The sequence below is a fragment of the Mesorhizobium sp. M6A.T.Cr.TU.016.01.1.1 genome, assembly GCF_003952585.1.
GTDB lineage: Bacteria > Pseudomonadota > Alphaproteobacteria > Rhizobiales > Rhizobiaceae > Mesorhizobium > Mesorhizobium mediterraneum.
The window spans coordinates 1,036,818-1,051,821 of the sequence record NZ_CP034452.1 but is presented as its reverse complement, the minus strand read 5'-3'; the positions used below and the strand labels follow the sequence as shown (position 1 = coordinate 1,051,821).

Genomic DNA, 15,004 nt, shown 5'->3' with positions numbered 1-15,004 from the left:
CACCAACTCGAAGGTATTCTGTGGAATGCCTGTTGGATAGGCTTTCTGATTGCCTGAGCCCGAAACTAGATGGAATGGCGAATATCGCCTCGGCAGGAGCGGGCCTAGATTCCGTATTATTGTCTTGGGGATGGATCGAAGGGAAACCCGGTGTCCCAAAGTTCGGCAGAAGCCATCCCTCTTGATTCCAATAAGCCCCGGTCTCTCCGAACTCCATTGGTTTCGGAGCGGTGAAGACGAATTCCGCTATCCTGCCAATATACCTAATTGCTTGATCGGCATACGAAACGACAAGGTCGCCGGGCGTCGCACGGCGCATATTGTTGTAGAACTCACTTCGCGCGCCATTGCTCTCGGTCTTGGGGGACCAAAGGTGCTGCCCATCAATCTCTTGATGGGCGGTCTGATTATGAATCACCCACCAGAACTGAGCCATCTATCACCCAGGCTAGCCGGAAATTCGGCAGGAATCGAGTGGATGCCAGCGCTCACAGCACACCGCCTGCAGTAGGATCTGTGCAACACCGGTTGCTTGTCGATCGCGATGGCTTCTGGCTAATGCGTTAGCTGGGGCGGTGACGGTGCTTTTCGAGACGGCTTGGGCGCTGCGTCGAACGCCGAAAGGTGCAAAAAAATCGGCCGATTGGCCCCGATAGTTGGCGAAATCTCAAAATATCTTTTTGTGGCGATTTTCCCTTTAAAATCAAGAGCGTAATTTTTTGTCAATGAGTTATATGCTGTTTGAACAATCGAATGGGAATGAGGGAGCGCGAATCTGGAATCCAGAAGATTGAGCTGGCCGCGTCGATCTCGATCAGTACATTGTCAGTCCGCACTGCTGGCTCCGGCATCTCGCTAAGCCGTTTTTCCTTTCTAAGAGGTTTTCTCTGGATCGAGCACTTTCCCTGTCGATCTCGGCCGCTTATTCCTGGCGCTGCCAAATCTGCGAACGACCCAGCAATGACACGCCTATGTAGCCGCGCACGTTTAGCTTCTTGCCGCCATCGGTCACGTAGATCTTGCTGCTATAGGTTTTGCCATTATCCGGATCGAGGATTTGGCCGCCGGTAAATCCGGCGCCATCCTTTTTCAGGCCGGACAGGATCACCAGGCCGACGACGGGCGCATTCTTGAGCGCGCCTTCGCACTTCGTACAGGTCGGGCTTTCGTTCGGGGCTAGGAAGACTTTCTCGATCTTGCCCTGCAAGCTCACATTCGCTTCCGTGATGCGGATCAGCGCCCTTGGTTTGCCGCTGACGTCGTCGACGTTCCTCCACAAACCGACTGGCGAGGCATTGTCCGCCCTCGCTGCCGAGGACGCGAGCGCGGCGACCACGGTGAGCGCGATAACGGCAGATTGTTTCAGAATACGCATTGCGATGTTCTCCGAGAGGATAAGGTGCTGCCGTCGAGTTGGGATGGCTGCCGCGCAGGCGCGGCGCTCCGATGGGCTCATGGGTGGCTTGAGGCGGCGATCGCGGGATAGTCGGTATAGCCGGCGGAGCCGCCGCCATAGAGCGTCGCCGGGTTGAACTCCGCCAGCGGCGCGCGCGTCCTCAGCCGTTCCACAAGGTCAGGATTGGCGATGAACGGGCGCCCGAAGGCGAACAGGTCCGCCTTGCCGTCGGCGAGCTGCGACGCAGCGAGGTCAAGGTCATAGCCGTTGTTGGCGATATAGGTGTTGTTGAAGCGCCGGCGGAGCGACCCGAAGTCGAACGGCGCGACATCGCGCGGTCCGCCCGTGGCGCCCTCGACGACATGGATGTAGACGATGCCCAAGGCGTCGAGTTGATCGACGATATAGTCGAACTGCGCCTGGGGGGCGCCGCTCGAGACGCCGTTGGCGGGCGAGATGGGCGAAATCCGGATGCCGGTACGCTCAGCGCCGATCTCCTCGACCACCGCAGCCGTAACGTCCAGCATCAGCCGGGCGCGGTTCTCGACCGATCCGCCATAAGCATCCGTGCGGACATTGGCGCCGTCCTTGGCGAATTGGTCCAGCAGATAGCCGTTGGCGCCGTGAATCTCGACGCCATCGAAGCCGGCCTCAATGGCGTTCGCGGCTGCTTGCCGGAAATCGTTGACGATCCCCGCAAGCTCGTCGAGCGCCAGCGCTCGGGGCTCCGAAACCTCGACGAAGCCGTTGTTCACGAACGTCTTGGTCGCGGCCCGGATCGCCGAGGGCGCGACGGGCGCGGCGCCATGCTCCTGAAGGTCGACGTGCGAGACGCGGCCGACATGCCAGAGCTGCAGGAAGATCCGGCCACCCTTGGTGTGCACGGCGTCGGTGACCTTGCGCCAGCCGTCGATCTGCGCCTGGGAGTAGATGCCGGGCGTGTCCTGGTAGCCCTGTCCCTGCTGCGAGATCTGCGTAGCCTCGGAAATCAGCAGGCCGGCCGACGCGCGCTGGCCGTAATACTCCGCGGCGAGATCGCGTGGAACGAAGCCTGGGCCAGCGCGATTGCGCGTCAGGGGCGCCATGACGATACGATTGGAGAGGGTCAGCGAGCCGAGAGTATAGGGCTCAAACAGCGTTTTGCTTGTCATAGGTCACCTTTGTTTTGTCCCCGCCGCGGCGGGGTCGTTTATCGAAGTGGCTGCGTTGGTGCTCAGGCGACCGTGCGGTACCGCTCGGCGGGATGTTCGTTCCGATAGTTCGGAAGCATGGCCTGGCGCGCGGCCTGAAGCGCGTCCCACTGCCCGGCATCGGGAAGCGGCGGAATAGTCACCGGTTCGCGGCGGTCGAAGCCGACCAGCGCCGCATCAACCAGATCGCCCACCTCCATCACGTTGGAAAGCGTGTTGATGTCGGCGCCGACGTGGTCCCAGATCTCCGTTCGCGTCGTGGCGGGAAGCACGGCTTGGACGTAGACACCCTTCGGCGCGAGCTCGAGGCTGAGCCCCTGCGACAGAAACAGCACGAAGGCTTTGGTTGCGCCGTAGACCGTCATGCCGAACTCCGGCGCCAGGCCGACCACGGAGCCGATGTTGACGATCGCTCCTTCGCCGGCCTTCGCAAGACGCGGGGCCATGGCGCTGGCAAGTCGCAAAAGTGCGGTCGTGTTGAGCGCAACGAGCCGCGCGACGTCGTCGGTGCCCTGCTCGATGAAGCTTCCGCCGATGGCCGTTCCGGCATTGTTGACGAGGATCCCGATGCGGGCGTCATCGCGCAGCCTCGTCTCCACCGTTGCAAGCTCGGTAGGCAGCGTAAGATCAGCCTGGATGATGTCGATCGCCACGCCATTTTCCTGACGCAGACGGGTCCCCAGAGCCTCCATTCGTGCCATGTCACGGGCAACCAGCACGAGGTCGTGCCCGCGGCGCGCGAAGCGCTCGGCATAGGCGGCTCCGATGCCGGTGGAGGCGCCGGTAATGAGGACTGACGGGATGGTGGTCATGGCATTGCTCTTTTCTCTGATGGAACCTATATTCATGACGATCATCATGATTGAAGTTAAATATGATAGCCATCATGTAAATGTCAACAGGGGTCCGGCGGAGAATTTGAAATGAAGGTCAGTCGAGAACAGATGGCGGAGAACCGTCGCCGAATTCTGGATGTCGCCAGCCGGCTGTTTCGCGACAAGGGGTTCGATGCAGTCAGCGTGGCGGAGGTGATGAAAGCCGCCGGGCTCACCCATGGCGGCTTCTATGGCCATTTCAGTTCGAAGGACGACCTGATCGCGCAGACCCTTGCCCATGTCCTCGCCCTGGACGCAGGTGGAGAGGGCGATCTTCGCGCATATGTCGATGCCTATCTTTCGCCCCGTCATCGCGATAATGCCGCCGGTGGTTGCCCAACGGCGGGCCTTGTTGCGGCCATCCGCCATCAGACCCCGGCTGCACGCTCGGCCATGACCGAAGGCCTTCGCTCGCAGATCGACCGTATCGGCAAGGCGCTCCCGGAGTTTGATGCGGCAGACAGACGCCGCGTGGCGATCGGAAGCTGGGCGGCGATGGTAGGAGCAGTGATTATCGCTCGGGCGATCGACGATCCCACGCTTTCGGATGAGGTGCTGGAACAGACACGTGCCTGGATCAATGCCGGGCTTGGTCAACAGTTTGCCTCTGCATGAAGCCGGGAGCCCTTAGTGTCGCCGCCACGGCCTGGCAGGCATAGCGAGCGACACGGACCTCACGAATGGGGCCTTCCATCCGCACTCCAAAAGACAGCGCTGGTTCTACGCGCCGCAGCCGGCAAGGCCGGCACCGACGCGCCGAGCAGGCCCACAGGTCGATCAGAGCGCGCTTCGAGAGATCGACAGAATGTCCTGGCTCCCGAGCGGCCGGGGTTGTTGTCGATCAGGCGCTTTATGGCAAAGGCCTCCTCGGCCCAGATCGGCAAATCTTGCCCCTGTGCGCCATGGCGCGACAGACGCATTTCGATGCCGAGCGCCTGGCAATAGTCCATGGCGCTCGTCAGAATGTCGTTGGCACGCGCACCGGCGCCGAGGCCCAGCATAGAGGCGACGCCAGCAGTCTTGTCTGGGCAGGCAGACGCGTTGAAGGCCAGCACGTGCGGGAAGATGATGGCGTTGGCCAGCCCATGGGGAAGCTTGAGCCGCGTGCCCAGAGGATAGGCCAAAGCATGGCCACCGGCGGTATTGACCGGCCCAAGCACACCCCACCGTAGTAAGAGGTCAGCATCATCCCGGCCCGCGCTTCGGTATCCGCCCCGTCGGCGACGGCGCGCCAGGTAGCGGCCCACCAGGTCGATGCCGAGGCGGGCATAGCCGTCGATCAGCGGATGAGCCTTGATATTGGTGTAGGTGCTGTCGTCATGCGGCAAGAAATGTGGGCGAGATGACTGTGCGCCAAGGAGTTCAGAAGGATCTTGTCGCGATGATCATGGGTGTCACTGAAACAGCGTCATCCAGAAATCATGCTGCTTTGTGAAAGTGGATTGGCGCGGTCGATGGAAAGTCGATCGATGAGTTCCTCCACTTTCCCGAGGCTGAAGATATCCTCAAGCGCCAAATAAGCAGCGCCAAAAAGCGCACTGTCCTTCTGCGGATTGGCAAGTACGATCTGCAACTCGCGCGTGGCAAGTGGAAGGCATCGCTGGTAGACAAGCTCGCGGATACCCGACAGCAGAAACTCTCCACCCTTGGCGAGTGTGCCGCCCACCACGATCAGGCTTGGGTTGAGAATACTGACGACATCGGAGGCGACTTCCCCGATCACCCGCCCAGCGCTGCGCAGCAGCATCAGGGCTTCCGGCTTCTGCATTTCGACAAGCGATATGACATCACGGGCGTTCTCCGCCTGGAAGCCTTTGCTCGAGAGGTCCCGGGCAATCGCCCAGCCACCGGCGCGGGCTTCGACACAACCGAGCTTGCCACAGCGGCACAAAGGCGCGTTCTCGGAATTGAACTGGATATGGCCGATGTCGCCGGCCGCGCCCTGAGCGCCACGAAAGATCCTGCCGCCTGCGATAATGCCGCTGCCGATACCCGTTCCCGCTTTGATGAAGAACATGTCATCCACATGCGGGAAATTCTGGCGATGCTCGTGGATCGCCATCAGGTTAACGTCATTTTCGACATAGATTGGCACATCGAAGCGACGGCGCAGCCAGCCTATGATGTCGAATTCATCCCACCCGTGAAGGACCGAAGGACCGACGACGCGACCGCGTTTGAAATCGACCGGCGTGGGCATGCTGAGGCTGACTCCAAAAAGGGAGCCGTGGCTGGTTCGGGCCTTCGCTGCCAGGGCGTCGAACCCATCGGCAATCTGCTCAAGGGAAGCCGCCGGTCCGTCCGACGCGTTGAACGGTATTGTACTTTGCGAGACAATCGCGGGTTCGAGGTCCATGGCGGCGAGATGGATGTAGGCTTCGCCAATATTGGCGACGAGAAAGAAACCCGCCCGTTCATTGATCCCAAGCACGCGCGTCGGCCTCCCGCCACTCGGCATGGTGCGCGCCGTCTCGCGGATCAGGCCCGAGTCAATCAGCGCATTCAGGCGCTGGGTGACAGTCACTCGCGACAATCCCGACGCGTCGAGCAACGCCGACCGAGACGTGGCAGCACCGGTAGCAATAAGCGAGAGAATTTCACCGCTGTTCGCAAGGGCGGGATGCTCCGCCGTACCATTTGTCCTGGCCATTCCGCTCTTCCCTGTTTGCCCGAGATTTAGCCACAAACCCAAGGGAGATAAAGGCTTGTCCGCAAGAAAGCCTTGTATATTTTGAATAAAAATATACAATACTACGTTGACTTATAGACATATCTATGGCTAAGAGGACGCCTTCTGGGAGAACCAACAAACTTGCGTGGCTGACCCGCGCTGTTCCGACGTTTCTACGTCACTCGATCAAACGGGCCCTCACATGTTGTCAGCGCAGAAGGACTTCGCCCACCCGGATCTCCTGGCGAACGCCATTCGCGCGCTGTCAGTGGATGCAGTCGAGAACGCCACCAATCCCGTCTGGCCTGACCGTGATCGCGTCGTGCTCAGCAATGGCCACGGCTCGATGCTGCTCCAGGCAGTCGAGCAGGCGAGATGACCGCAACCTACGTCATCGGACTGGACTACGGCACCGGGTCAGCCCGCGGCGTTCTGCTTGACGCCGCAACCGGCGAGCAGATCGGCAGCCACACGCATGCCTATCGCCATGACGTCATGACGCAAAGCCTTCTTGACGGCACGCCCTTGCAGCGGTCATGGGCGTTGCAGAACGCCGCCGACTATCTCGATGCGGCGGAAGAAATTCTAGGTGTGTTGGGGCGCGGACGGGTCATCGAGTCGATCGGGCTGGGCTTCTCGGCAAGCTCCCCGATGCCGACCACCACCGAGGGCACAGCCCTCTCCGAACTTCATCCTGGCGAGCCCCATGCCTATGTAAAACTGTGGAAGCATCGCGCCGCGCAGCCCTACGCGGACGCGATCAACCGTGTCGGCGGATCCTTCCTGCGCAATTTCGGCGGCAAGCTTTCCGGGGAATGGCTGCTTCCAAAGGCCGCCCAGATCGCGGGCGAAGCACCGCACATATGGAGCGCGGCCGGCCGGTTTATCGAGTCCGGCGATTGGCTTGTCTGGCAGCTGACCGGCCGCGAAGTGCGAAGTCTGGGATTTGCAGCCTACAAGGCCCAGTATTCCGAGACTGAAGGCTATCCGCAGGGCATCGTGCCCGGCCTGTCCGAAAAGCTCTCGGTGCCGCACCGTATTGGCACGCCGGCTGGAAGCCTGTCTGAGGCATGGCGGGCGCGCACCGGAGTCGGCGGTCGCGCGATCGTCGCGGTGGCGGTCATTGATTCACACGTCGTGCTGCCCGCGGTTGGGGCCGTGTCGTCCGGCTGTCTCGTCGGTGCGCTCGGGACTTCGGCTGTCTATCTCTTGTTGAACGAACAGTTCCGTCCTTTGCCGCCCGGCATTGAAGGCGTGGCCAAGGATGGATCGGTTCGTGATCTCTGGTGCTACGAGGCCGGGCAGGCCGGGTTCGGCGACACGCTCGCCTGGTTCGTGAAGGCCTTTCCGCGTGGTGCCGACGAAGCAGAAAGTTTCCGTGTCTACAATCGCGAGGCGGCCGGGCTCGAACCCGGCGCTAACCATCTCGTAGCGCTCGACTGGTGGAACGGCAACCGCGTGCCGCTCGCGGATTCAGACCTCAGCGGCATGCTTGTCGGCCTCACCACCGAGACCACGGGCGTCGGCATCTACCGCGCACTGATCGAGTCACTGTGTTTTGGCGCTCGCACGGTGGTCGACCTCTTCGAGGCCGGCGATTTTGCTATCAACCGCGTGATCCTGACGAGCGGGCTGGCTCAGAACAATCCATTGCTGGTGCAGATCATGGCCGACGTGCTGGGGCGTGTCGTAGAGGTTCCAAGCATTACCCATGCAACGGCCGTCGGCGCGGCGGTCCATGGTGCGGTCGCGGCCGAACTGGTGAACGGTTTCGCCGAGGGCACGGCCCGGTTCGGCGCGCGCACCTTCACGCCCTATCGGCCCCGTCGCGAAAGCGCGGCCGCCTACCGGTCTCTCTACAAGAATTATCGGCAGCTCAGCGACAGCCAGGCCGTGCGCAAGGCCATGCACGATCTGAACAGGGCGGCGTCTCTCGACCGGCCGGCGGAAGAAACGAAATCGGTGGCCTGAAAGGACGATTGCCACCCGTCGATTTCTGTTGCGGAATCGCATCCTCGTCATGCAGAGCGCGCCCTGAGGCGCGGCTAACACCTACAATAATGTATAAAAACATACATAATTATGGATATAATGTTTGACGGTATGCAAAACGTATGCGTTACTCAGTGGGCCTTTGGGAGAAGGGTTCAACAACTCGGGAGGAGTTTCATGTCCACTTTGCCTATGTCGACCGGCACCAAATCCGGAACCGTCGTGAGATCAACCGTTGCGGGCCTTGTGTTCTTCGGGACTGCCTTTGCAGTGACCGCCCATGCCTCGGCCGAGGAAGTCATTGTTGGCCTCGTCACCAAGACGGAGGTCAACCCGTTCTTTGTAAAAATGCGTCAGGCTGCCGAAGAGGCGGCCAAGGCCAAGGGCGTCAAGTTGATCGCCCGCGCCGGCAAGTTCGACGGCGACAATGAAGGCCAGGTCACTGCGATCGAGGATCTGATCAGCGCGGGCGCCAAAGGCATATTGGTGACGCCGAACAATTCGACCGGCATGCTGGGTGTCATCAAGAAGGCGCGCGATGCAGGGGTCCTCGTGATCGCGCTCGATACCGCGACCGAGCCGGCCGATGCCGTCGACGCGACGTTTGCCACGGACAATTTCGAGGCCGGCGTGGAGCAGGGCGCCTATGCCCGCAAGGCGCTCGGCGACAAGAAGCCGGTGCTTGCCATGCTCGATGGAACGCCTGGCGGCACGGTCGATACGTTTCGGCACAATGGATATCTGAAGGGCTTCGGGCTCGCCGAAGGTGATCCGGCTATTGCCGGCTCGGCCATTACCAACGGTGCGCAGGACAAGGGCCAGGTCGGCATGGAAAACCTGCTCTCGAAGAATGGCGAGATCAATGCCGTCTACACCATCAACGAGCCAGCCGCCGCCGGCGCCTACGCGGCGTTGAAATCCTTCGGCAAAGAGGCCGATGTCATGCTGACCTCGATCGACGGCGGCTGTGCCGGCGTTCGCGACGTCAAAGCCGGCAAGATCGCCGCGACCGTCATGCAGTTCCCCTACAAGATGGCGGCCATGGGTGTCGATGCGGTCGTGGACTATGCGACCAACGGCAAGAAGCCGAGTGGGTTCGTCAATACGGGGTCGTTCCTGATCACCGACAAGCCGGTTGAAGGGATTGACTCCAAAAATACCGAATGGGGCCTCAAGAACTGCTGGGGCGACTGATTTCTGAATCCTCCCGGCGGGACCATGCTGGACAGGCCGTCGACAAGGCGGTGTATCTGTATCGGCATGGTCCCGTTCGTTTCCGGCCCAACCCTTGAGGTCGGGAAACGTGGCGACCGTTCCAGAGGGCGAGGGCACTATGAATTCGGCATCAGCATTCTCTTTCGGCAGGATGTCCAAGATTGCCGCGAGGTTCGTCGGCACGCCATCGGTTGGTCCACTGCTTGTACTGCTCGCTTTCGGCCTGATCTTTTCCCTGACCAATCCGCGTTTTCTCGCCACACAAAACCTGTCGATCATTCTCCAGCAGACGGTGATCATCGGTACCTTGGCCATTGGCCAAACCTTGATCATCCTGACGGCCGGCATCGACCTCGCAGTGGGGGCGATATGCGTATTGGGCACCATCCTTGCCGGAAAACTGGCCAACAGCGGCTATGATCCGATTGCGGCCATGGGCTTGGCCGTTCTCGCCTGCTCGGCGGCCGGTGTCGCGGCTGGAAGCCTGATCAGCGGTCTGCGCCTGCCGCCCTTCATCGTGACGCTCGGTATATTGGGCATCATCACCGCCGCGCTCAGGCTGATTTCGGCGGGCGGGGCATTTCCGGTCACCGACGAATTTCTCGGCTGGACGGGAAACACCGTCCGCCTGAACGGCTTCATCGTCACCTACGGCGTCATCATCATGCTCCTCCTCTATGGAATGGTCTGGTTCCTTCTCAACCAGACCCAATGGGGGCGACATGTCTACGCGGTCGGCAACAATCCGGAAGCAGCCAGGCTTGTCGGCATACCGGTCGGCCGACTTCTCCTCTCGGTCTACGTCCTTGCGGCGTTCATTTATGGGATCGCGGCCTGGCTGGCGCTCGGCCGGATCCCCAACGCCGACCCCAATGCCTTGCAGACCGCCAATCTCGATTCCATCACCGCCGTCGTCATCGGCGGCACCAGCCTGTTCGGTGGCCGGGGCGGATTGATCGGCACACTGATAGGCGCGCTGATCGTCGGCGTCCTGCGCAACGGGCTGACGCTCGCCGGCATTGATCCGCTCTGGCAGGATCTGGTCACAGGCATTCTCGTGATCGTGGCGGTCGCGCTAGATCAATTGACCAGAGGGAGGCGGTGATGACGCCTGTCGAGCCGAGAGAGCCGGTGGCGACCGCTCCAGTTGGCGTCGTCCTCGAAGCGCGCAACGTGATCAAACGCTACGGGCACATCACCGCTCTCGACGGTGTCGATTTCGAACTGCGCTCCGGCGAAATCCTGGCGGTCGTCGGCGACAACGGCGCTGGAAAGAGCTCGCTGATCAAGGCGCTGACCGGAGCGATCGTCCCTGACAACGGCGACATCCTGCTGGACGGCCAACCCGTCCACTTCAAGGGTCCGCTGGACGCACGCAAGCTGGGCATCGAGACGGTCTACCAGGATCTCGCCGTTGCGGCCGCGCTCGATATCGCCAGCAATCTGTTTCTGGGTCGGGAACGCCGCCGCCCCGGATTCCTCGGCAATGTCCTGCGCATGCTCGACAAGAAGGGCATGCGAGCAGAGGCAGAACGCAGCATGGCGGAACTGAAATTCCGCCTGCCGTCGATCGGCAGCGCCGTGGAAGCGCTGTCAGGCGGTCAGCGTCAGGGCGTCGCTGTTGCCAGAGCGGCACTATTCGCCAAGAAGCTTGCGATCATGGATGAGCCCACAGCAGCACTCGGCGTGCGGGAAACTGGCCAGGTTCTCGACCTGATCCAGGCAATCCGGCAGCGTGGACTGCCGGTAGTCCTGATCAGCCACAACATGCCGAACGTCTTCGAAATCGCCGACCGCATCCACATCATGCGGCTCGGCAAACGTGCGGCCGTGGTCAGTCCGAAAACCCACACCATGGCCGATGTCGTCGCCATCATGACCGGCGCGGCGAAGTTCGAAGAACCGGCAGCATCAGCTTCTCGGTAGGACCGCCGTCATAGGTCTCATCGGCAGGTATAGCCGCCATCGATGGGTAGCGACACGCCGGTGATCATCGAGGCCGTATCGCTGAGCAGGAACACGATCGGGCCGGCGATTTCGTCCTCTGTTGCCCACCGGCCGAGCGGCATCTGCTTCAGGAACGGTTCGGCGACATGCGGCTGGCTCCAGTGGCCGGATGAGATTGGTGTCATGACGACCGTTGGATTAACGCTATTGACCCGAATTCCGTATTTGCCCAACTCCAAGGCCGAACAGCGCGTGATGTTTTCGAGCGCCGCCTTCGAGGAGCCGTAGGAAATGTGCCCCTCGAGCGCGACCAGCGCTGCCTGGCTGGAGACGTTGACGATCGCGCCGCCCTTGCCGATGCGCACCATTTGCTGCGTTGCATATTTGGTGACCAACAACGCGCCACGCGCATTGATGGTGATGGCCTTGTCGAAAATCGCGATGTCGGTGTCCATGGGCGTTGCGATCTCGCCGCCGAAACCGCCGCAATTGACCACTCCCCAGAGTTCGAGGCCTTCCAGGGCAGTTCGGATATCGTCTTCCGAGGCAAGGTCGAAGGTCACGGTGCGGCAACCCGTCTCCTTGGCGATGGCATCAAGCGCTTCGCGGGAGCGTCCGGCAGCAATCACGTCGGCGTTCGCCCGCGCCAGGTGCCGAACGGTGGCGCCGCCGATGCCGCCGCTGCCGCCCGTCACCAGAATCTTTCTTCCCTGAAAATCCGTCATGATTTACTCTTAGCCCCTGTTTGAAGTTTTAAGCTTGTGTCGCGGCAGCCCGATCAGTTGACACGCTCCTTGAGCAGGACGCGTTCCGCATGCGCGGCGGCTGCATTGGAAATTCTGTCTCCGGCCTCGTTGAAAAGGTGGCAGACGTCAGCCGGCAGCGTGATTGCGATGCGTTCGCCCGCCCGCACGATCCGGCCGCGGCTGTCACGAATGATCAGGCTTTCCTCGCGTTCATTGGCATGTATGAATGTGTCGCTGCCAAGCAGTTCGACCATGGAAGCCTGCACGACATGGGCATCGGCCTGTCCGTGGCCCGCAAGCACGACATGTTCCGGCCGAATGCCCAGCGTAACGCGATCGCCGGGCTCGACATGCCGCTCGACCGGAATGTCTAGTACCGGTCCCCAGGAAAGAGCCACGGTCACGACCATCTCGCGAATGGCAGCAACCTTGCCGTTCAGGAAATTCATCGCCGGCGAACCAATGAATCCGGCAACGAACAAATTGGCTGGCCGATGGTAAAGCTCGAGCGGTGTGCCGACCTGTTCGATGCGCCCGCCATTCATCACCACGATGCGGTCGGCAAGCGTCATGGCTTCCACCTGATCGTGCGTGACGTAGACCATGGTGGATGCCAGTTCAGCCTTCAGCCGCGCGATCTCCACCCGCATGCCGACACGCAATGCCGCGTCGAGATTGGAAAGTGGCTCATCGAGCAAGAAGAGTTTCGGCTTGCGCGTCATGGCGCGGCCGATCGCGACACGCTGGCGCTGTCCGCCGGAAAGCTCTCGCGGCTTGCGCTTGAGATAGGAACCGAGCCGCAGTTTCTCGGCAGCACGCCTTACGCGTTCAACGATTTCGGCGGCGGGCGTCCGTGCGATCTTCAGGCCGAAACCGATGTTGCGGCCGACATCCATGTGCGGATAGAGCGCGTAGGACTGGAACACCATGGCCACGCCTCTTGCCGGTGGCTCGGCACCGCTCATATCCGCGCCATCGATCAGGATACGGCCGGAGCTGATCGGCTCCAGCCCGGCGATGATCCGAAGCAGTGTGGACTTGCCGCAGCCCGACGGTCCCACCAGGACGCAGAACTCGCCGTCCTCGATTGTCAGCGACAGTTCCGGAATGACGATCGTATTGCCGAAGGCCTTGGTGACTTTGTCGATCGAAAGCGTTGCCATGGGTCTAGCCTTTGACCGCACCGGCGAGCAGGCCCCGCACGAAGGCGCGCTGCACCAGCACATAGAGGAGGATGAGGGGAAGTGCGATGAGCGTAAGGATTGCGAAGAGGGCGCCGGGATTGGCCATATAGAGGCCGGAGTACTGCATGGGCACGATGGTGAGCGTCTTCATCTCGCTCTTAGTGAGAACGATGAGGGCGAGGAAGAACTCGTTCCACGTCACGATGAACTGCCAGATCGTGACGAAGACCAGGGCCGGCCGCACTAGCGGCAAGGCCACGTGCCAATAGGTTTGCCAGGCGTTGCAGCCATCGACACGCGCCGCCTCGAAGAGTTCGCGCGGGGCGTCCTCCATGAAGGACTTGAGGATAACCATGGCAAACGGCACGCCGAGCGCCGCATAGGGCAGGATGAGTCCGATATAGGTGTTCACCCAGCCGAAGTTCTGGAGGAGGATGGCGAGCGGCAGGACCATGGAGGCGAGCGGAACCATCAGGGTCGTCAGCAGCGTTGTGTAGAGAAAGATCGAGCCCTTCAGCCTCAGGATCGCGCAGGCGAAGGCGAACAGCGAGGAGACCGCGACCACGATCACCACTGTCGCAACCGTGATGATCAGGCTGTTCAGAAAAATGGCCCCCAGCGGATTGTCGCGAACGACGGTGACGAAGTTGTCGAAGGTCACTGGCCAGCTGAAGAGCTCTGCGTCGAAGGCCTGTGCCGGGGTGCGCAGCCCGATCGACAGCATGTAGATCTGGGGCACCATCCAGAAGCCGAGCACGATGAAGAGGACGGCATGGATGAGCATGCCGCGGATTCGGAGGCGGGTGAGGGGCATCATCACGGATGCTGCCTTGCCGCGGGCGTCAGGCGGGCGCCCAGCGCTGCGATCTGGATCAGCGAGAGGGTGAGCGCGATGACCAGCACGATGACGGAGAGCGCGGCCCCACTGCCTGTGTCGCCCAGCACGAAGCTCTGCTTGAAGATGAATGTGCCGAAGACCTCGCTGGCCCGGTTCGGTCCGCCGCCGGTCATCAGGTGCACGATGGGGAAGGTCTGCAATGTGCCGATAACGCCCAGGAGCAGCAGGGATTTCGTTGCAGGGGCAAGCATCGGCACGATCACATGCACGGCAAGCCGCCAGCCCTTCGCTCCGTCTATGCGGGCGGCATCGAGCACTTCGCTGGGCAGGTTGGCGATGCCGGCGATGTACATGAGCATCGAGAAGCCGGTCCATTGCCAGATGTTGACGATGATCAGCGCATAGATCGCCGTCTCCGGGTCGCCGATCGGTGACGTCGCCATGACGATGCCGACACGCTTCAGATACTCCTGGGCAATGCCATAGTAGGGCGCGTAAATTTGCACCCAAACCAGGCTGATGACCGAAACCGAGGTCACCACCGGCAGGAAGAACATGGTGCGAAAGAAGCCGCGAAGGGCATGCGTATGGCGCTCGATGAAATAGGCGAGCAGCCCGCCGATCAGCATCTGCACCGGTATGGTGATGACGCCCCACAGAAACATGTTGCGCACCACGGTCCAGAAGGTCGGATCGCCGAGAACCGTCCTGTAGTTGGCAAGCCCGGCAAAGACCGCTCCGGCGCTTGTGCCGACATAGAGGCTCTGCCCGGCGACCCAGAGAATCGGATAGGCGATGAAGACGACAAACAGAAGCGTCGCCGGAAGCACGAAAAGATAGAGCCGCGAAGCTCTGGATGCCGATCGCCGCCCGACCTCCGCGATGGTGGATCCGGCTCGCATAGCTTCTGTGCTCATGATGCTTGCCATTTCAGAATGAAAGCGACCGGG

Annotated in this window: 15 protein-coding genes; 6 read left to right on the top strand and 9 right to left on the bottom strand. The window is 61.3% G+C overall.

The features are described from left to right. Positions 1–922: 922 nt before the first annotated feature. The 3 genes from EJ075_RS04890 to EJ075_RS04880 form a co-directional block, all read right to left on the bottom strand. Positions 923–1,456 carry a DUF2147 domain-containing protein gene (locus EJ075_RS04890; protein ID WP_245458102.1) on the bottom strand — a complete coding sequence of 178 codons (534 nt, stop codon included), beginning with the start codon at positions 1,454–1,456 and terminating at the stop codon, positions 923–925. Further along, a complete protein-coding gene (locus EJ075_RS04885; protein WP_126103586.1) occupies positions 1,453–2,547 on the bottom strand; it encodes an alkene reductase in 1,095 nt (364 codons plus the stop codon). Before EJ075_RS04885 ends, EJ075_RS04890 begins: the two co-directional genes overlap by 4 nt. Before the next feature lie 62 nt (positions 2,548–2,609). After that, positions 2,610–3,398 carry an SDR family oxidoreductase gene (locus tag EJ075_RS04880; RefSeq protein ID WP_126103585.1) on the bottom strand — a complete coding sequence of 263 codons (789 nt, stop codon included), beginning with the start codon at positions 3,396–3,398 and terminating at the stop codon, positions 2,610–2,612. A 111-nt stretch (positions 3,399–3,509) separates the two neighbouring features. Between EJ075_RS04880 and EJ075_RS04875 the strand changes: the two genes are divergently transcribed. Then, a complete protein-coding gene (locus EJ075_RS04875; protein ID WP_126103584.1) occupies positions 3,510–4,076 on the top strand; it encodes a TetR/AcrR family transcriptional regulator in 567 nt (188 codons plus the stop codon). A gap of 59 nt (positions 4,077–4,135) precedes the next feature. Here EJ075_RS04875 and EJ075_RS04870 read toward each other — a convergent pair whose 3' ends face one another. After that, on the bottom strand, positions 4,136–4,789 hold the full coding sequence (locus EJ075_RS04870; RefSeq protein WP_126103583.1) for an iron-containing alcohol dehydrogenase: 654 nt from the start codon (positions 4,787–4,789) through the stop codon (positions 4,136–4,138). 80 nt (positions 4,790–4,869) lie between these two features. Next, complete coding sequence (locus EJ075_RS04865) at positions 4,870–6,111, bottom strand: ROK family transcriptional regulator (protein WP_126103582.1); 1,242 nt, start codon at positions 6,109–6,111, stop codon at positions 4,870–4,872. Between the two features lie 223 nt (positions 6,112–6,334). Between EJ075_RS04865 and EJ075_RS04860 the strand changes: the two genes are divergently transcribed. The 5 genes from EJ075_RS04860 (at position 6,335) to EJ075_RS04840 (ending at position 11,265) form a co-directional block, all read left to right on the top strand. Then, on the top strand, positions 6,335–6,511 hold the full coding sequence (locus EJ075_RS04860; RefSeq protein ID WP_206437535.1) for a hypothetical protein: 177 nt from the start codon (positions 6,335–6,337) through the stop codon (positions 6,509–6,511). Further along, the gene (locus EJ075_RS04855) at positions 6,508–8,103 is read left to right on the top strand and encodes an FGGY-family carbohydrate kinase (protein ID WP_126103581.1); all 1,596 of its coding nucleotides are present in this window, start codon (positions 6,508–6,510) and stop codon (positions 8,101–8,103) included. Before EJ075_RS04860 ends, EJ075_RS04855 begins: the two co-directional genes overlap by 4 nt. Positions 8,104–8,346: 243 nt before the next feature. After that, entirely contained in the window at positions 8,347–9,318 is a 972-nt protein-coding gene (locus EJ075_RS04850) for a substrate-binding domain-containing protein (protein WP_342587091.1), read from the top strand. Positions 9,319–9,457: 139 nt separating this feature from the next. After that, positions 9,458–10,444, top strand: a complete 987-nt coding sequence (locus EJ075_RS04845) for an ABC transporter permease (RefSeq protein WP_126103580.1) — start codon at positions 9,458–9,460, stop codon at positions 10,442–10,444. Next, complete coding sequence (locus EJ075_RS04840) at positions 10,444–11,265, top strand: ATP-binding cassette domain-containing protein (RefSeq protein ID WP_095483640.1); 822 nt, start codon at positions 10,444–10,446, stop codon at positions 11,263–11,265. Before EJ075_RS04845 ends, EJ075_RS04840 begins: the two co-directional genes overlap by 1 nt. Positions 11,266–11,282: 17 nt before the next feature. On the opposite strand, the gene EJ075_RS04835 is transcribed toward EJ075_RS04840, so the two are convergent. The 4 genes from EJ075_RS04835 to EJ075_RS04820 are packed head-to-tail and all read right to left on the bottom strand — an operon-like array spanning position 11,283 to position 14,971. Next, positions 11,283–12,011: an SDR family oxidoreductase gene (locus tag EJ075_RS04835; RefSeq protein ID WP_126103579.1), complete on the bottom strand. Its 729-nt coding sequence runs from the start codon at positions 12,009–12,011 to the stop codon at positions 11,283–11,285. Between the two features lie 53 nt (positions 12,012–12,064). Beyond that, positions 12,065–13,195, bottom strand: coding sequence for a sn-glycerol-3-phosphate ABC transporter ATP-binding protein UgpC (gene ugpC / locus EJ075_RS04830; protein ID WP_126103578.1), 1,131 nt, complete (start codon positions 13,193–13,195; stop codon positions 12,065–12,067). 4 nt (positions 13,196–13,199) lie between these two features. Beyond that, on the bottom strand, positions 13,200–14,033 hold the full coding sequence (locus EJ075_RS04825; RefSeq protein ID WP_126103577.1) for a carbohydrate ABC transporter permease: 834 nt from the start codon (positions 14,031–14,033) through the stop codon (positions 13,200–13,202). Continuing rightward, entirely contained in the window at positions 14,033–14,971 is a 939-nt protein-coding gene (locus EJ075_RS04820) for a sugar ABC transporter permease (RefSeq protein ID WP_126103576.1), read from the bottom strand. Before EJ075_RS04820 ends, EJ075_RS04825 begins: the two co-directional genes overlap by 1 nt. Between the last annotated feature and the right edge of the window lie 33 nt (positions 14,972–15,004).